Raw genomic sequence first — 18,148 nt, forward strand, 5'->3', positions numbered from 1 at the left:
CTATATAAATATATACACTTTTGTCATACTTAATAATAGTAATATTGTATATGAAAATTTAAAAGGTTAAATTATGGAAGAGAATTTTAGAATTGAAAAAGATTTTTTAGGTGAAAAGAAGATTGATATTCATAGTTATTATGGAATACAAACATTAAGAGCAAAAGAGAATTTTGATATTACAAAAACTAGTATCTCTTTATTTCCAAACTTTATAAAATCCCTTGCAAAAGTTAAAAAAGCTTGTGCTTTAACAAACTATGAATTAGGTGATTTAAATGACAAACAAAGAGATGCAATAATCCAAGCTTGTAATGAAATTATAGATGGTAAATTTAAAGACCAGTTTATTGTTGACCCAATTCAAGGTGGAGCTGGAACTTCAACTAACATGAATGTAAATGAAGTAATTGCAAATAGAGCCTTAGAAATATTAGGTGAAAAAAGAAGTAGTTATGATGTAATTCATCCAAACAATCATGTGAATATGTCTCAATCAACAAATGATGTTTACCCAACAGCAATTAAACTAACACTTTATGAGTTAATTTATAAGTTAAAAGACTCTTTAAGATATTTAAGAGATAGTTTTGAAGAGAAATCAGTTGAATTTAAAGATGTATTAAAAATGGGAAGAACACAACTTCAAGACGCTGTTCCTATGACTTTAGGTCAAGAGTTTAAGACTTTTGCCATTATGGTTGATGAAGATATCTATAGATTAAGAGATGCCCAAGCCTTACTAAAAGAGGTAAACTTAGGTGCTACTGCTATTGGTACAGGAATTAATACTAAAAAAGAGTATAGAAGAAAGGTTATAAATAACCTAAGAGAAGTAACTGGAATAGATTATGAAAGTGCAGGGGATTTAATTGAAGCCACACAAGATACTGGAGCTTTTGTACATATCTCTGGTATTTTAAAAAGAGTTGCTATTAAAATCTCTAAAATTTGTAATGACCTAAGACTTTTAAGTAGTGGTCCAAGAGCTGGTTTAAATGAAATCAATCTTCCACCAATGCAACCAGGAAGTTCAATCATGCCAGGAAAAGTAAATCCAGTAATTCCAGAAGTTGTAAATCAAGTAGCTTTTGAAGTAATTGGTGCAGATGCTACTATTTCAATTGCTTGTGAAGGTGGACAGTTACAACTAAATGTATTTGAGCCATTAGTTGCTTATAAGCTTTTCACATCAATTAATATGATGAGAAGATCATTTTATTCATTGGCTGAAAAATGTATAAAAGGAATTACTGCAAATGAAGATGTTTGTATGGAAAATATTTTAAACTCTGTTACTTTAGTAACTTGTTTAAATCCTATTTTAGGATATGAAAAAAGTTCAGCTTTAGCAAAAGAAGCACTAGCTACAAATAAAAGAGTATATGATATTATTCTAGAGCAAGAACTATTTACAAAAGAAGAGTTAGATGAACTTCTTCATCCAAAAAATATGGTAAGTAATTATGAAGGAAATTAATAGATGAATATTACAATTATAAATACAGGTGGAACTTTTAATAAAAGATATAACCCATTAAAAGGTGAGCTTGAAGTACCAAGTGATAATATAGCTTTAGATGAGATTATCGAGTCTTGTTTTAATATAGATTTTGAAATCAAAAATATTATTTCTAAAGATAGTCTAGAAATAGACAATGATGATAGAGATATGATGATTAAAGCTATAAATGAATCTGAAAATGAAAAAATAATCATAGTTCACGGAACAGATACTATTGATATTACAGCACAATATCTTCAAGATAAAGGTGTAAAAAAACAAATTGTTTTAACTGGTGCAATGGTTCCTATGAGTATCAAAAAAGTAGAAGCAACGATGAACTTTTCACAAGCTATTGGCTTCTTAAACGCAGATATAAAAAATGGTGTATATATTTCTATGCATGGTGTTGTAGTAAATCATACAGATATTAAAAAAGATAGAAAAATAGGTCAGTTTTTAGTAAATTAATAAGAGCAAATGCTCTTATTAATTATTTGTAGTATCTACAAAAGTTCTTCCAGATAGTTCTTTATCAATTGTGTAAAGTCCATATCCATTATCACCCACAAGTTTAATATGGTCAATAATTTCACCAACAGTTGCTTCTTCTTCAACTTGTTCAGTTACATACCATTGAAGTAAGTTATAAGTAGCATGGTCTTTTTCTTTCATAGCTAAATCTGATAAATTATTTAAGTTTTTAGTCATTTTTTGTTCGTGTGATAATGATTTTTTAAATACATCTAATAATGATTTATAATCCACATCAACAGCATCAATTTTTGGAAGTTTAATCTCAACATCTTGATCTTCTAAGTATTTAAATAGTTTCATCCCATGAGCTACTTCTTCTTGGTATTGAATTAAAAACCAATTAGATGCACCATTGAAACCCTCTTTAGAACAGTATGCACTCATACCTAAATAAATGTATGCAGAGTGGTACTCTTTATTTAGTTGCTCTATTAAAGCTTTTTGTAATTCTTTGCTAATCATATATTACTCCTTTAATTTTTTGAATTATAACTAAAAAAATATTTGAAACTATGTAAACAATTCAGTGAAATTATGAGACAATATTTAATAAGTAATTAAAAGAGTTTAATAATGAAAATTAAAAATGAGAAACAAATATTATTTATTATAAAATATGCTCTGCCAAGCTTTATTCTTATAGTATCCTTGATAATAACTATATTTCTGTATTGTAAAAGTAAATCAGATTTTGAAAAGTTAAAAACAGAAACACAGGAAAACTTTATTTCTGAAAAAAAGTTTATAATAAAAGAACAGGTTGAAAGTATCTATAATTATATTATGTCTGAGCAACTAGATACTGAAAATGCTCTTAGAAAATCACTTATCTTAAGAGTTAATGAAGCTCATAAAATAATCCAAAATATATACAATACTTATGATGATACTCTTTCAAAAGAAGAATTAACTAAACTTATTAGAACATCAATAAAAGATATTAGGTTTAACAATAATAGGGGCTATTTTTTTGTTTATGATAAAAAAGCAGTGAATATTATACATCCATTACTTCCTATGGTTGAAGGTAAAAGTTTAATAAATCATCAAGATACAAAAGGAACTTATGTATTAAGAGAATCCCTTGCTTTATTAGAAAATGCAGATCAATCATATCAAGAGTGGTATTGGAGAAAAGTCAAAGGTGATAGTCGTGAATATAAAAAAATAGGTTTCGTTAAAAATATTTATGAGTTAGATTGGTTTATTGGAACAGGAGAATATGTAGAAGATTTTTCAAAGGATATTCAACAAAAAGTATTGTCTCAAATAAAAAAGTTTAAGTTTGGCAAAAATGACTATTTTGTGGTAATAAGTGATGATGATAAATATTTGTCTCATATAAAACCTGAGCTTATAGGAACAAATGTTATTAAAAAACTAAACAGCTGGAATAGTACTAATATTTTGAAAAAAACAAAGAGTTTAGTTTCTAAAGGTGGAGGTTTTATAACTTTAGAATTCTCAAAACCTCACAATACTCAATCTTCAAAGAAAATCAATTATGTAAAAAGTATTCCTCATTGGAATTGGATTATTTCAACAGGTTTTTATTTGGATGAAATACAAATCGAAATTGATAAACAAAAAGAGCTTTTAAACCAAAATTATATAGAAAATATAAAAAGTTTATTTTTAATTGCTTTTTTGTCTATTGTTTTTTTATTGATTTTATCTTTTTATATATCTTCACTTATTGAAAAAAAATTTAATAAATATAAAGAAGATTTAAAATCTTATATTAATGAAAATCAAAAGCAATTCGAGTTATTATCTCAAAAGTCAAAACTAGCTTCAATGGGTGAAATGATGGAAAATATAGCTCATCAATGGAGACAACCACTATCTTTAATTACAACTGCCTCAACTGGTATAAAATTCCAAAAAGAAATGGATATATTAACTGATAAGTTTCTATTGGAGTCTGTTGAAAGCATAGGTAATTCAGCTAATCATTTATCTGAAACCATTGAAGATTTTAGAGATTTTTTTAGGTCTGATAAACAAAAAGAGTTTTTTAAATTAGAAGATAGTATTGATAAAACTTTTAAACTTTTATCATCGCAAATGCAAAAGCAAGAAATAGAAGTTATAAGAAATATTAAAGATGTAAGTATAGAGTCTTATGAAAGAGAGTTGTTACAAGTACTTCTTAATATTTTAAATAATGCAAAGGATGCATTAGAAGATTGTCATGGTGATAAATATATTTTTATTGATATATATGAAGAAGAAAACATAGCATATATTAAAATTTATGATAATGCAGGTGGAGTTAAGAAAGATGCTTTAAGCAGAATATTTGAACCTCATTTTACTACTAAAAATCATAAAAAAGGAACAGGGCTAGGGTTATATATGTCAAAAGTAATTGTTGAAAAGCATATGAGTGGTGAACTATTAGTCTCTAATATAAACTTTGAGTATGAGTCAAAAAAATATACAGGTGCAATGTTTACAATAAAAATTCCTAAATAAATTAATATTTTTATTTAAAAGTAACATAACTATATTTTAGGTAAAATTCCCAAAAATTAAATTTAGGATATTTTATAATGGCAATTTATACATGTGGACATACAACTCCTGATTCAGATTCTATCTGTTCAGCGATTTCATTAGCATACCTTTTAAACAAAACTGGAAGAGAAGCAATTCCAGCAAGACAAGGTAAGGTTTCTCCTGAAACACAATTTATTTTAGATAAGTTTGGTTTTGAAGCACCAGAGCTTAAAACTGAATTTGCAGGTTGTGAACTATTTATCACTGATTATTCTGATAAAGGACAAGCTCCTGCTGATATTGATGAAGCAACTGTTGTTGGTATAGTTGATCACCATAAATTAGGTGATATTACAACTGATACACCTTTAGAGTGTTGGATTAGACCTGTTGGTTGTACAAATACAATTGTAAAAGAGATGTACGATTATCATGGTGTAGAAATTCCTGCAAATATTGCTGGTGTTATGTTATGTGCAATTTTAAGTGATACAGTTATCTTTAAATCACCTACTTGTACAGATATTGATATAAAAGTTGTAAGAGAACTTGCTGAGATTGCAGGTGTTGAAGACTTTGGTGCACTTGGTATGGAAATGTTCAAAGTTAAATCAGCAGTTGATGGAACGCCTGTAAGAGACTTAATTTTAAGAGATTACAAACCATTTGATATGCACGGAAATGATGTAGGAATTGGACAATTAGAAGTTGTTGATTTAGCTATTTTTGATCCAATCAAAGATGAGTTACAAGCTGATTTAGATAAATTAAGAGAAGAAAATGGTTTACATACAGCATGTTTACTTTTAACTGATATTATGAAAGAAGGTTCTGAAGTTCTTGTATCTTCTAGTGATTCATCAATCTTTGAAAAAGCATTTGATGCAAAACTTGAAGATGGAAAAGTTTGGTTAGACGGTTGTCTATCAAGAAAAAAACAAGTTATTCCTTTCTTACAACCTGCATTTGCATAATTTATAAAGACAGCTTAGGCTGTTTTTATAATAACTATTTTAATTTCTCTGTATTTACTTTTTCAATAACATGATTTTTAGTTTTTTAATTATATAATAACTTAATAATTTTAGAATTAGGATTTATTATTAGTAATTACAGAAACACAAATCTATGGAATTTATTTACAAATAAAACTGATGAAGCAATTCAAGGTAAATTAAAAACAATATTAGATAATTCAATTCCTTTACTAAAACAAATAGTAAGAATTTTCCCAACTTATACAAATCATGATGACGCACATTCTCTAAAAATTTTAGAAAATATTGAAATGTTATTAGGAAATAGTATTGATAACTTGTCAGCTAGTGAATTAGCTGTAATATTATTATCTGCATATTGGCATGATTTAGGAATGGTTTGTAATGATATTGAAGAGATAAAAAATGAAGAATGGTTTGATGAGTATATAGATAAATCATATAAGTATGATGGAAATTTAACGCCTAATATTGTTTCTGAATATATAAGATTAAATCATCATAAAAGATTAGAAAAGTATCTTTATGATACTTCAAATATATTAAATGAATCAGAAAAAGATTTATTTATAAATGAATATGATGTAATTGATATGGCTTATAAAGTATCAATGAGTCACAATGAAAATACAAAAGATTTAGAAAAATTTAAAGAATATCAATCAAATCATAATCAAGATGATTTTATTTTTTGTGCTATTTTATTGAGGTTAGCTGATGTTATGGATTTTGACAATGATCGAACAGCTAATTCTTCTTATAAGTTTTTAGGTTTAGAAAACCCAATAAATAGTGAAAATCAATTTAGTCAAAAAGAATGGAAAAAACATTTAGATAGTTTAGGATTTAGCTATAATTATGAAAATAAAATACTCTATTTTAAAGCTATTCCAAAAGACCCTGACACAGAATTTTATATTAGAGAATTTGTAAAAATTATTGAAAATGAGTTAAATAAATGTACTCAACTTTTTAATTCTCATTGTCATAAATGGAGAGATGTTTTTAAATTACCTTATGAAATAGATATTTCAGGTATTAATTCAAAAAGTAGGTATAAATTTGGAGATTATAAATTTTCATTTGATAATAATCAAGTATTAGATTTACTAACTGGAAATAATATATATTCTGATCCTATGATTTTTGTAAGAGAATTATTACAAAATTCAATTGATGCTTCTTTATATCGAGAAACTTTAGAAAAAGAAAAAGGTAAAAGTGATTTTAAATGTGAAGCAATAAATGTAACAGATTGGCATGATAAAGATGGTAATTACTGGATTAGATTTGATGATTATGGTTTAGGAATGGATGAGTATGTCTTACTTAATTATTTTACAAAAATTGGAAAGTCGTTTTATGAATCAAAAGATTTTAATAACGAAGTAGGTTTTAAGGCAATAAGTAGATTTGGTATAGGAATATTATCTTGTTTTATGGTTGCTAATAAAATTGAAGTAAGTACAAAAAAAGAAAATAGTGAAGCTATAAGATTTTCTATTAAATCTCTTTATTCTTACTTTATAACGCAATTAGAAAGTATACATAGAAATGTATCTCCATTTCCATCATCTGATGACTCAAAAATTGAAAAATATAGAAAAGAGATTGGTACATCAATAGCAATACAAATTGATTTTAATAAATTAAACAGATGGTTTGAAATAAAAAAAGAACTTTTAAGACATATATATTATAGTCCAGTTGAAATACAATATAAAAATGAAAAAATTGGAACAACTATTGATGAACTTGAAAAAAATCCTTGGATTGATGAAGAAACAATTATTGAATTAAATGAGAAAGACGATTCAAAAATTAAATCTTTTTTTACTATTACCAATATGAATGAAAGATTTAAGTTAAGAATTAAACCTATTAAATTGTCAGATTATTCTAATAACAATAAAATAAAAGCTCAAATGGTAATAGTAGAAGTTTTTTCTAACATTTTAAAAGTTGAAGGGAATATTCAAAGAGAAATATTGATTCAAAGAAGTTTTGTTAATGATGAATCTTTAGAATTGAAACTTAATAGAACAAATCCAAAAATAAGTCATAGTTCAAAAAGTACTAGAATATTGTTAAAGAATTACAAAGAACTTGTAAGTTTTGATAAATTGACTTATTCCAAATTAGGACATAATGGAATTTTCAATACTAAGGATTTTTCAGATTTATTTAATGAAAAATTAACTTCAATTACAAATTCAGAAAAATTTGTAATAACACATATTTACTTGTCAAATGAATTTAGACCATCATTAGATATTTCACGTTCAAAAGAAATAAATTTTGACTATAAAACTATTTCAACTGTAAATTTAATGATGAGTAAGTTTATTACTAAGAATAATTTAACAAAAGAAACATATGATTGTTCACTTGTAAGGAATCGTTTTAGTGGGAATATAACATATAATGAAATTTTAAATGATGAAAATTCTAAAGAATGGAAAGAAGAAAAAATATTTTTATTAGAAAATGATAATTATGGAAGTTTAAAAGAACTAGTAAATAAAAGAATTTATAATTATCCAAGAATTGAACATTTTAATCTGGATTATATTTATAAATCACATACTAGACAAATGTTTGTTTTAATTCTAGTTAGTTTATTTACTGATGGGTATTTAGATAAAAAAGGTTTTTATTATGTTGAAAAAATTTATGAACAACCTAAAGAAGTTAATGCAGAGAAATATTTTAATGTTGGCTTTTTCTTAAAATATGAAGAAAGTATAAGAACTAAATTACAGCTAAGCTATAAGCATGAATATTTTTCTTTAAATATTGAACATCCATTTTCTAAATGGCTTTTAGAAAATGCAAAAGCGTTAAATGATAATTATAAAGGTATATTTGAAGATATAAAGAATACATTTAATAGTTATTATCAAAATGAAAAATTTGAAAAATTAGATTCTCTTTTAAGATTATTAGAAAAATTAAAACCAAATATTATTGACGATGTAATAATAAAGAGTATAGAAACATTAAAAGAAGGAAGTTAAATTGTTAAAGGTATTAAATCAACAAAATATTTTACCAGATGAAAGAAAAGCTATTAAAAGATGGACTTCAAAATCAGAAGTAAGGTTTTATAGACATATAAAAAAAGCTTCTGAAAATAAATATAAAAATACAACTCATGTTTTAGAAGCAAATTATATAAAGTGGTTCGATAGTTTGGAAAGTTTATTTAAAAGCTATGAAGATAACACTTTATCTTTTAAAGAGATTTATAGAGCTGATATTATAGATAATACTTTTGGTGAAGAATTTTCAGATGATGAATTATTTGAAAAATTTAGTTCTCAATTTACAATAAATGAATATTATAAATTTCCTGATATTTTATGTTCTTTTAGTAGAGATAAATACTATGCAATAAATGCTTGTGAAAAGAATGACAAATATAAAAACAGTAAAACTCCAAGAGTTTTATATGTAGTTGAAAAAAGGACTTCAAAGTATCTTTATATTGAAGAATTTTCTGAAGTTGCAAATGAAGAAGAAGTTATAGCTATTTTAAAATCAAAATTTATTGTAAAAAATATCATAAAAAAAGAAAACAATTTCATAGAAATATATCTTGATGAATTAGATTGATGGAAAAGTTTGGTTAGACGGTTGTCTATCAAGAAAAAAACAAGTTATTCCTTTCTTACAACCTGCATTTGCATAAAAAATAAATAATCCCTTTTTGGGATTATTTATACTCAATTTTTCCTTGACTTGCTAGTAGGGCACCACATAACTGGTATAAAACTCTCGCACCAACATTTGCGTCCCATTCATCATCACTAGTTCCAACTTCACATAAATCAAAACCTATGATATTTCGTCCACTTTTAACTACCATAAATACTAAATGTTCTAACTCGCTATATCTTAAACCACCTGGTACGGGAGTTCCTGTATTTGGACAGTTTAATGGTTCTAATCCATCAATATCAATAGATAAATAAACATTTTGTGGAAGCTTTTCAATATACGGAGTAAAAACCTCTTCTAATGTTTTTCCAGATGCTAACTGTGCTTGTATATGTGAGTCATATAAACAAGCACCTCTTTGCCCATAATCAATCATTCTTTGTTCTTCTTCACTACTATAATCTCTAATTCCAAATTGAACTAATTGTGAGATTTTTTCACACTCATTTAAGGCATTATAAAAAATTGAGGCATGAGAGTAAGTAAAATCTTCATAAGCTTGTCTTAAATCATGGTGGGCATCCACATGTAAAACTCCAAACTCTTCATCTTGTGTATCATTTAAAGCTTTTAAAAGACCAAGAGGGCAAGAATGATCTCCTCCTACAACAGCAACAGCTTTACCTTTTTTTAGTTGTTTCATTGCTTTTTTGTAAACAGAAGTATTTAAAATATCAGAAGCTTCATTTACAAACTTAATAGCTTTCTTATTTTTGTTTCCTTTTTCTAAGGCTTCGATTGCTTTAACAGCTTTTTTTCTAGCTTTATTGCTTAATTTTAATAAATCCTTATCTGTTTCAAGCATAGTAATACCAGCAGTATAAGGCTTGATATAATGATAAGTTTCAACATCAAGTTGATGACTTGAAACTCTTATTGCATCAGGAGCATGTGCTGTTCCCTCACCAAATGAAACTGTTGCTTCCCATGGAACAGGTATTAGAACTAAACTAGCTTCTTTGGGATTTAATCTTCCTCCAATAAAACCATCATCTTCTTGTGGTGGCAAGCCTTGTTCTAGTATTTTTATTTCTTCTTTTAATGTTCTGTATGACATTAGTTTTCCTAAGTTAAAGTAAATTTTATTTGTAATTATATACAAAGTAAGTCTATAAAATAGTTAATCTCTGATTTTATTTCAAAGTGAAATATTTTTTTAGTAAATACTATTTTTATGATAGACTTTCAAAAAACAAAAAAAGAAAAAATATGGCTGAACAATTAAAGAATGTCTATACAGAAGAATATATTTCAAATTTAGCAAATGAAATTGAGATATACTATAAAAAATTTGAAAAAAAAAGTTTTATCAAAGCTATTTTTGATAAACCTTGGGAACATTTAGAGTTAAAACAAAGAATGAGACATATTGCTTTGATGTTAAATAAGTTCTTATTAATAACTTATGAAAAGCAACTTGAAATTTTAAAGCCTGTATCAACTAAGTTTAGTGGTTTTGAGGCTATGTTTTTTCAAGATTTTGTAGAAGTTTTTGGCTTAGATGATTTTGAGAATTCTATGAAGGCTTTAGAAGTTTTTACAATTGATAGTAGTAGTGAATTTGCTATAAGAGCATTTATTTTAAAGTATGAAGATAAAACTTTAAATCAAATGAAACTTTGGGCAAAGAGTGAAAATGAACATTTACGAAGATTATCATGTGAAGGCTGTCGTCCTAGACTTCCTTGGGCTGTAGCTTTACCTAAGTTTAAAAATGATCCTTCAAAAGTTTTGGAAATAATTGAACTTCTTAAAAATGATAAGAGCAAATATGTTCAAAAAAGCCTTGCAAACAATCTAAATGATATATCAAAAGATAATCCACAAATTGTAATAGATTTTGTTTCAAAAAATCTTGGAATTTCAAAAGATTTAGATTGGATATGTAAACACGCAAGTAGAACCTTACTTAAAAAAGGTGATAAAAAAATACTAAAACTTTTTGATTATGGAACTACTTCTCATATTGATATTAGAAATTTTAAGTATGATTCTTCTGTAAATCTTGGAGATTATTTTACTTTTTCTTTTGATTTAAATAGTTTAGAAACTTTAGGAAATCTAAGAGTTGAGTATGCTATTTATTATAAAAAAGCAAATAGTACAAATTCTAAAAAAGTTTTTATGATAAGTCAAAATGAACATAAAACAAAAAATAAAAGTTTTATAAAGAAACTAAGTTTTAAAGACTTAACTACAAGAAAACACTATTTAGGAGAGCATTTTGTCTCTATTATTTTAAATGGTGAAGAAAAAATAAAAAGGAGTTTTGTTTTAAATGACACCAGCAATTAATCTACTTAAAAAAAATAAATGTGAATTTAAAATACACAAGTATGACCATGATCCAGCTTGTGAAAACTATGGAGAAGAAGCAGCTTTAAAATTAGGTCTTGATGAAAACCAAGTATATAAAACGCTTTTAGTTGAATTATCACCAAAAGAATTAGCAGTTGCAGTTCTACCTGTATCAAAACAGTTAAGTCTAAAAGAAGTTGCAAATGCTTTTAAAGCAAAAAAAGCTGTGATGGCAAACAAACAAGAAGCACAAAAAGTAACAGGATATTTACTTGGAGGGATTTCACCTTTGGGGCAGAAAAAAAGATTAAAAACTATTCTTGATGAGAGTGCCAAAAGTTATGATACTATTTTTGTAAGTGGCGGTAAAAGAGGTTTAGATATTGAAGTAAAGCCACAAGATTTAATTAAACTTTTAAATGCAAATTACTATAAGGTTACTGCCTAGTAACAAATATATTATTAACTTATAAAAATTACAAGCTTTTAATGAATTCTTAACATTTAAAGAGTAAGATATGGAAAAATAATATATATAAAGAAGGAAAAACAATGGCTAATTCAGATATGCACGCGATATGTTCTCAACTTTTAACACCTGATGATTTAGCTGTAAGCAATGAGCTTTTTGAAGAGGTATTAAAAGAAGACATTGTTTCTAAGATTTTAGATGGAAAAGATACAAAATATGTAAAGATTTTTTCAACAAAAAAACTTTTCTTATCTCATATAACACCTTTATTACATAATATTGGCTTTGAAATTATTGATGAGGTTACATATAATATCTCTCATAAAAATAAAGAGATTTATATCTCAAGGTTTAACTTAAATGTTACAGATACAAGTAAACTTGAAGAAGCAAAAGATAATTTAGAGTTTATAATAGCAAATAGTTTAAAAGACTGCAATATTAAGCATTCAAAGGCATTTAGTTTAGTTTATAAACAAAATTTATCAATTAGAAAAATCAAGCTTTTAAGAGCTTTTATCGAGTATATAGACCAAGCTGTACTTACTATAAATTCAGCAACAATTTTAAATACTCTTACAAAACATGACAAGTTAGCTTGTATGTTTGTAAAATATTTTATTGCAAAATTTGATCCAGAAGCAAAAGATAGAAAAAAACAATTAAGTGAAATTGAAGAGAAAATAAAAGATGAAATTAAAGCAATTCCTCAAATTATTGATGACAAGGTTTTAAACATCACATTTATGTTCTTAAAATCACTTTTAAGAACAAACTATTTTTTAAATAAGAAAACAATAGCTTTAAAAATTGATACAAAAACTTTTGGTAAAGACTTAAGAGGTTTACAACCAAACTTTGAAAACTTTATTTATCACCAAGACTTTTACGGAGTTCATTTAAGAATGTCAAAAGTATCAAGGGGTGGACTTAGATGGTCTGATAGACATGATGACTATAGACAAGAAGTAAAATCACTTATGATCACTCAAGAGGGTAAAAACTCTATTATTATTCCTGATGGTTCAAAGGGTGGTTTTGTAATAAATAAAGATATATTTTCAGAGTTTTCAAAAGAGTCTTTTACTGAAATCTATTCAGAGTTTATCCATGCTAATTTAGATCTTGTTGATAATATGATTGATGGAAAAGTTGTAAGAGATGAAAGAATTGTAGCTTATGATGGTGATGATCCATATTTTGTAGTTGCTGCTGATAAAGGAACTGCTTCTATGAGTGATGTTGCTAATGATATTGCAATTAGCAGAGGCTACTGGCTTGGTGATGCTTTTGCTAGTGGTGGAAGTAATGGATATGGGCATAAAGATTTAGGTATTACTGCTCGTGGTTCTATTATGTCAACAAAAAGATTTTTTATTGAAGATGGTATTGATATATATAAAGATGAAGTATCAGTTGTAGGTATTGGTTCTATGAGTGGGGATGTATTTGGAAATGGTTTAATTGAATCAGAAAAATTCAAACTACTTGCAGCAATTTCTCATAGTGATATATTCGTAGATCCAAATCCTGATTTAAAGGTTTCTTTTAAAGAGAGAAAAAGACTTTTTGAGTCTAAAAATGGTGGTTGGAAAAATTATAATACAAAACTTATTTCCAAAGGTGGAGGTATCTTTAAAAGAAGTGACAAAGAGATTACACTTTCACCTGAAATTAAAAAGCTTTTAAATACTACTAAAAAAGTAATCTCAGGAGAAGAACTATCTAGAAGATTGCTTACATTAGAAGTTGATATGCTATTTAATGGTGGTGTTGGAACTTATGCAAAAGCTAGTGATGAAAATAACTTAGATTTAGGTGATAAACAAAATGAAGCTGTAAGAGTTGATGCAAATGAAATTAAAGCAAAAGTAGTTTGTGAGGGTGGAAATTTAGGTTTTACTCAAAGAGCAAGAATTGAATATGCTTTAAATGGTGGAAGAATTCATCAAGATGCTATTGATAATGCGGCAGGTGTAAATACTTCAGATCATGAAGTAAACTTAAAAATCTTACTAAATAGTATAAAAGCACAAGGGATTTTATCTCAAAAACAAGTTCAAGATACTCTTTACTCTCTTACAGATCAAGTTGTGGATATGGTTTTACAAAGTAATTATGACCAAGCTTTTGTGATTTCTATTGATGAGCAATTTTCAAGAAAATATGTAGATGATTTTATTAGAACGATAGAAATTTTAGAAAATAATGTAGAAGCCTTTAATAGAAAAGATTTTTATATTCCTAAAAATGAGAATATACATGAAATTATAGATATCCATGGTTCAATCGTAAGACCTGTTTTAGGTTCACTATTATCATATAGTAAGATTTTTGTAAAAAAAGTATTACTTGAAACTAATCTAATTGATGAACAGTTTGCACAGCAGTATTTATATAGATACTTCCCAAAATCTTTTGTTGGGGCATATGAACATGATATTTCTAACCATCCATTAAAAAGAGAAATAATAGCTACTATGATGGCAGATATTATTATAAACTCTCAAGGATGTACTTTTGTAAGTGATTATGAAAAGTTAGGAAAAGATAGATTTTTATTAAAAATAAAATCTTATCTAATTATCAAGCAATTATTTGGTGCAAGAGCTATTAGACAGAAAATTTATGATCAAGATTATACTATGAACATAGAAAAACAGTATAAATTAATCAATAAATTAGAGTACACTTTATATGCAAGTACTAGATGGATGCTTAAATATTTAAAGAAAAATCAGTTAGATTCTTCTCATATTTTAGACCATAAAGAAGAGTTGTTCCAACTTCTTTCAGAGGTTCACAATCAAAAAGTAGAAGTTTTAATTGAAAATGATAATGACTTTAATCAGTTCTATTCAGTTATTGATTATCTAAGGTTTGCAATTGCAGCTATTATGATAAAAGAGGATACACATCATTCCTTTAAAGATGTAATTATTTTATTCTACTCATTAATCCATGAGTTTAATATCTTAGAAATAGTAATTGCTTTAAACAGAGTAAAGATTACAAACCAAAGTGATATGACTTTAAGAAACCAAGTGTTACAGTTCATTGACTTTATTGTAGTAGACTATACAAAGAAAGTTTTAGAATTTAAAAGGGTAAATGAAGAACCGGATGTAGCTTTTGCAAATTTTGTTACAAATGAAAAAGAGGTTTTCTATAAAGTTAGATCTCACTTAGATACATTTATGGCAAAAGAAACAAAAGATATTAAAGAAATTGCTATAACTGTTAATCAATTAATGGTTTCATTAATATAATATTAACTTATAATTAACATTTGATTGTTAAAATTAAATTAGTTATACTTATAGTTAAAAATATGAAAGGATATAACTATGCAAAATAAAGATTTTGACGATGAATTAAGTATGGATAAAATAGAAGACTATGATGGAAATGAGTCTTCTCAAAAGAAAAAAACAGTAAGGAATGTAATAGTAGTTTTATTAATAGTAGGAGCAGCTTTTGCTTATTTTAAAGCAACATCAGTTCCTGATGATTATATAGGTACTCCTGAAAAACCAGGAATTACGGCTACTAAGCATTAAGGAAAAAATGAAACAATTTTATGATTTTTTTAAATATCACCAAGAAACAAAACACTCTTATCATTCTGTTAGGGTTTTCCCTAACAGACTAGATTGGAATAATCAGCCAAGTACTCTTAAAAACTATCCTCAAAACTATAAAAGAATAGATTTAAATACAAATTTAGATAACCATAATTTTTTATATTTGATTGCAGGAGTAAATGCAAAAAAAGTTTATCCTACAGTTGAGTATTATTTAAGAGTAAACCCAAGTGCAGGAGCACTGTATCCAAATGAGATATATTTTCAAGTAAGAAATGAAGATGGCTTTGAAGATGGTATTTATCACTTTGAGATTAGCTCATCAAATGCTACTTTACTATATAAACTAAAAGAAGATGAAGGTATTGAAGGAAACTTAGAACTTGAGGGAAGTTATGATGGATTTATTTTCTTTATTTCATCTGTTTATTATAGATCTTCTTGGAAGTATAAAAATAGAGCCTTTAGATATTGTTTATTGGATGCAGGACATATTTTAGGTTCAATTGAGGCTTCTTCTTATTTATTTGATAAAGAGTTTTCAATAATATATGATTTTAATAGGGAGAAATTAAATAAACTTTTTGCTTTTGATGAAAAGGAATTTTTTAATTCATTAGTGCTGTGTGCAAAAAAGACAAATGCCTCTAAAAACCCTATATTATTAGACTTGCCTACAGTTGATGGATTAAAAGTTGAGCAAAATAGTAAAGAAGAAATTTTTGAAAAAAATGAATTAATTGAAAATGCATATCTCCTCTCATCTAAAATAAATAATAAAATAGTACAATTACACAAAGCAAACTTTGTTTATAATAAAGAACTTTTTAAAGAAACAATTTTTAAAAGAAGGTCTATACGAGGCTTTTCTAATAAGTCTATTTCTAAAGTTGAATATGAATCAATATTAAATGTTTTAAATCAAGCAATTACTTCTGATTGTGATGAGCAAATTGATATTTATTATGTTGTAAATAGAGTTGAAAATATGCCTATTGGTTTATACAAAAATGGTAAGTTGATTAAAGAAGGTGACTTTAAATCAAAAGCTGGTTATTTATGCTTAGAGCAAGATTTAGGTTCAAGCAGTGCCGTAACTTTTTATTTAACTTCAAAAGATAAAAACTACCAAGCGTTATATCAAAAAGCAGGAATCATAGGACATAGGTTATATCTTGCTAGTAACTATATGCAAATAGGTTGTAGTGGGATAGGTGCTTATTATGATGATGAAGTTTGTGAATTTATAGATGAGTATTGTATGGTTTTATACTCACTAGCAATAGGAAATTAAAAAGGGGTAAAATGGATAAGATTAGGGTACTTTTAATCGAAGATGAGAAAATGATTGCTGAAAATCTAAAGTCTGTTATTGAGAACTTTGGATATGAAGTTGTTGATATAGTTGATACAGCAGAGGATGCTTTAGAAGTTGCGTTTGACACAAGTATTGATATTGTAGTTTCAGATATTGAAATTAGAGGTCTTACAGATGGTATTGAAGTTTCTAAGATACTGCAAAATACTTATAATTTACCAATTATTTTTACAACAGCTTATAATGATGAAGAAAAAATCAAAAGAGCTTCTGATGTAGTAAATATGGTAGGGTATTTAGTTAAACCTATTAGAATTGATGAACTTGATACTATGATAAAAATAGCAATTACTAAATATCAAATTTTAGAAAAAAGAAAAATGAAAGATATCAATAATATCTATAAATATGACTTCACAAATAAAAAGATTTTTGAAGACGATAAAGAGATTGTTCTTACAAGAAATGAAAGTATTTTACTTTCTTTATTAGTAAATTCTATGGGAGATATTTTATCTTATGATGCTGTAAATACTGCAATTTGGAAAGATAAAAAAGGTTCAGATGTTGCTAGAAGACAATTAATTCATAGACTAAAATCTAAACTAGAAAAAATAGATATTGCCTCTGAGAAGGGTGTTGGTATTTATATCAAAGAAAAAGAGTAAGTATAAACTTACTCTTTTTTTAAGCTTCGTTAGTATTCATCATCCAAATTGAAAAAATATCAATATAATTCCAAAAAGATTTTTTTAATTCTTCTGGCATATCATGTTGTGCTAAAACCATAGCATATGATTCAAGCCAAACTCTTCTTGCTTCTGGATTGATTTTAAATGGTGCATGTCTTGCTGCCATCATAGGTCTTCCTCTTTTTTGATTAAAGTGTTGAGGTCCACCACAGATTTGAATAAAGAAATCAGCTGAATGCTCTTTTGCCATAGCAAAACCTTTATCTGTTGGAGGAAATAATCCTTTGATATTACTTTGTCTTAATAAATCATAATGATCTGATACAAGTTTTCTCATACCATCTTCACCAAGATACTCTAATACAGCAGGACTTGGCTTTTCTACAGGAGGTCTAGTACCAACTTGTGCTGGTGTTATATTAAAATCCATTTTATTAACCTTTAAAAATTTAAAATTGTTTATATTTATGCTTTACAGCAAGGTAATAATACTATGGTAAACTAAAATACCCACTTAAAAGTA

15 protein-coding genes are annotated in these 18,148 nt (G+C 26.6%); 12 read left to right on the forward strand and 3 right to left on the reverse strand.

What is annotated here, in order from left to right:
- Window positions 1–73: 73 nt before the first annotated feature.
- Entirely contained in the window at window positions 74–1,480 is a 1,407-nt protein-coding gene (aspA, locus tag NJU99_RS05360) for an aspartate ammonia-lyase (RefSeq protein WP_254577700.1), read from the forward strand.
- Window positions 1,481–1,483: 3 nt separating this feature from the next.
- The gene (locus NJU99_RS05365; RefSeq protein WP_254577701.1) at window positions 1,484–1,975 is read left to right on the forward strand and encodes an asparaginase domain-containing protein; all 492 of its coding nucleotides are present in this window, start codon (window positions 1,484–1,486) and stop codon (window positions 1,973–1,975) included.
- Window positions 1,976–1,993: 18 nt separating this feature from the next.
- Here NJU99_RS05365 and NJU99_RS05370 read toward each other — a convergent pair whose 3' ends face one another.
- Window positions 1,994–2,503: a ferritin gene (locus NJU99_RS05370; protein ID WP_254577702.1), complete on the reverse strand. Its 510-nt coding sequence runs from the start codon at window positions 2,501–2,503 to the stop codon at window positions 1,994–1,996.
- Between the two features lie 111 nt (window positions 2,504–2,614).
- Between NJU99_RS05370 and NJU99_RS05375 the strand changes: the two genes are divergently transcribed.
- The 4 genes from NJU99_RS05375 to NJU99_RS05390 all read left to right on the forward strand — a co-directional run bounded on the left by NJU99_RS05375 (window position 2,615) and on the right by NJU99_RS05390 (window position 9,156).
- Window positions 2,615–4,519 carry a sensor histidine kinase gene (locus tag NJU99_RS05375; RefSeq protein WP_254577703.1) on the forward strand — a complete coding sequence of 635 codons (1,905 nt, stop codon included), beginning with the start codon at window positions 2,615–2,617 and terminating at the stop codon, window positions 4,517–4,519.
- Between the two features lie 77 nt (window positions 4,520–4,596).
- Window positions 4,597–5,517, forward strand: coding sequence for a manganese-dependent inorganic pyrophosphatase (locus NJU99_RS05380; protein ID WP_254577704.1), 921 nt, complete (start codon window positions 4,597–4,599; stop codon window positions 5,515–5,517).
- A gap of 251 nt (window positions 5,518–5,768) precedes the next feature.
- Complete coding sequence (locus NJU99_RS05385; protein WP_429726352.1) at window positions 5,769–8,558, forward strand: HD domain-containing protein; 2,790 nt, start codon at window positions 5,769–5,771, stop codon at window positions 8,556–8,558.
- A gap of 1 nt (window position 8,559) precedes the next feature.
- A complete protein-coding gene (locus tag NJU99_RS05390) occupies window positions 8,560–9,156 on the forward strand; it encodes a hypothetical protein (RefSeq protein WP_254577706.1) in 597 nt (198 codons plus the stop codon).
- Window positions 9,157–9,256: 100 nt separating this feature from the next.
- On the opposite strand, the gene NJU99_RS05395 is transcribed toward NJU99_RS05390, so the two are convergent.
- Window positions 9,257–10,318, reverse strand: coding sequence for an agmatinase family protein (locus NJU99_RS05395; RefSeq protein WP_254577707.1), 1,062 nt, complete (start codon window positions 10,316–10,318; stop codon window positions 9,257–9,259).
- 152 nt (window positions 10,319–10,470) lie between these two features.
- Here NJU99_RS05395 and NJU99_RS05400 point away from each other — a divergent pair, with 152 nt between their 5' ends.
- The 6 genes from NJU99_RS05400 to NJU99_RS05425 all read left to right on the forward strand — a co-directional run bounded on the left by NJU99_RS05400 (window position 10,471) and on the right by NJU99_RS05425 (window position 17,601).
- A complete protein-coding gene (locus tag NJU99_RS05400) occupies window positions 10,471–11,556 on the forward strand; it encodes a DNA alkylation repair protein (protein ID WP_254577708.1) in 1,086 nt (361 codons plus the stop codon).
- Window positions 11,540–12,007 carry a Cys-tRNA(Pro) deacylase gene (ybaK, locus tag NJU99_RS05405; protein WP_254577709.1) on the forward strand — a complete coding sequence of 156 codons (468 nt, stop codon included), beginning with the start codon at window positions 11,540–11,542 and terminating at the stop codon, window positions 12,005–12,007. Before NJU99_RS05400 ends, ybaK begins: the two co-directional genes overlap by 17 nt.
- Window positions 12,008–12,111: 104 nt before the next feature.
- Window positions 12,112–15,300 carry an NAD-glutamate dehydrogenase domain-containing protein gene (locus tag NJU99_RS05410; RefSeq protein ID WP_254577710.1) on the forward strand — a complete coding sequence of 1,063 codons (3,189 nt, stop codon included), beginning with the start codon at window positions 12,112–12,114 and terminating at the stop codon, window positions 15,298–15,300.
- Window positions 15,301–15,378: 78 nt separating this feature from the next.
- Window positions 15,379–15,591, forward strand: a complete 213-nt coding sequence (locus NJU99_RS05415; RefSeq protein ID WP_254577711.1) for a hypothetical protein — start codon at window positions 15,379–15,381, stop codon at window positions 15,589–15,591.
- Window positions 15,592–15,598: 7 nt separating this feature from the next.
- Window positions 15,599–16,909 carry a SagB family peptide dehydrogenase gene (locus NJU99_RS05420; protein WP_254577712.1) on the forward strand — a complete coding sequence of 437 codons (1,311 nt, stop codon included), beginning with the start codon at window positions 15,599–15,601 and terminating at the stop codon, window positions 16,907–16,909.
- 11 nt (window positions 16,910–16,920) lie between these two features.
- The gene (locus tag NJU99_RS05425) at window positions 16,921–17,601 is read left to right on the forward strand and encodes a response regulator (protein WP_254577713.1); all 681 of its coding nucleotides are present in this window, start codon (window positions 16,921–16,923) and stop codon (window positions 17,599–17,601) included.
- Window positions 17,602–17,620: 19 nt separating this feature from the next.
- Here the strand turns inward: NJU99_RS05425 and NJU99_RS05430 are convergent, their stop codons facing one another.
- Window positions 17,621–18,055 (reverse strand): globin domain-containing protein, encoded by a 435-nt coding sequence (locus NJU99_RS05430; RefSeq protein WP_254577714.1) that lies wholly within the window; start codon window positions 18,053–18,055, stop codon window positions 17,621–17,623.
- Window positions 18,056–18,148 lie beyond the last annotated feature (93 nt).

Source organism: Arcobacter roscoffensis (genome assembly GCF_024267655.1).
GTDB lineage: Bacteria > Campylobacterota > Campylobacteria > Campylobacterales > Arcobacteraceae > Arcobacter_B > Arcobacter_B roscoffensis.

Coding starts and splice junctions, on each gene's coding strand:
- NJU99_RS05430 (WP_254577714.1), bottom strand. CDS start 18,055: ATGGATTTTAATATAACACCAGCACAAGTTGGTACTAGACCTCCTGTA.
- NJU99_RS05410 (WP_254577710.1), top strand. CDS start 12,112: ATGGCTAATTCAGATATGCACGCGATATGTTCTCAACTTTTAACACCT.
- NJU99_RS05415 (WP_254577711.1), top strand. CDS start 15,379: ATGCAAAATAAAGATTTTGACGATGAATTAAGTATGGATAAAATAGAA.
- NJU99_RS05365 (WP_254577701.1), top strand. CDS start 1,484: ATGAATATTACAATTATAAATACAGGTGGAACTTTTAATAAAAGATAT.
- NJU99_RS05395 (WP_254577707.1), bottom strand. CDS start 10,318: ATGTCATACAGAACATTAAAAGAAGAAATAAAAATACTAGAACAAGGC.
- NJU99_RS05400 (WP_254577708.1), top strand. CDS start 10,471: ATGGCTGAACAATTAAAGAATGTCTATACAGAAGAATATATTTCAAAT.
- ybaK (WP_254577709.1), top strand. CDS start 11,540: ATGACACCAGCAATTAATCTACTTAAAAAAAATAAATGTGAATTTAAA.
- NJU99_RS05375 (WP_254577703.1), top strand. CDS start 2,615: ATGAAAATTAAAAATGAGAAACAAATATTATTTATTATAAAATATGCT.
- aspA (WP_254577700.1), top strand. CDS start 74: ATGGAAGAGAATTTTAGAATTGAAAAAGATTTTTTAGGTGAAAAGAAG.
- NJU99_RS05380 (WP_254577704.1), top strand. CDS start 4,597: ATGGCAATTTATACATGTGGACATACAACTCCTGATTCAGATTCTATC.
- NJU99_RS05420 (WP_254577712.1), top strand. CDS start 15,599: ATGAAACAATTTTATGATTTTTTTAAATATCACCAAGAAACAAAACAC.
- NJU99_RS05425 (WP_254577713.1), top strand. CDS start 16,921: ATGGATAAGATTAGGGTACTTTTAATCGAAGATGAGAAAATGATTGCT.
- NJU99_RS05370 (WP_254577702.1), bottom strand. CDS start 2,503: ATGATTAGCAAAGAATTACAAAAAGCTTTAATAGAGCAACTAAATAAA.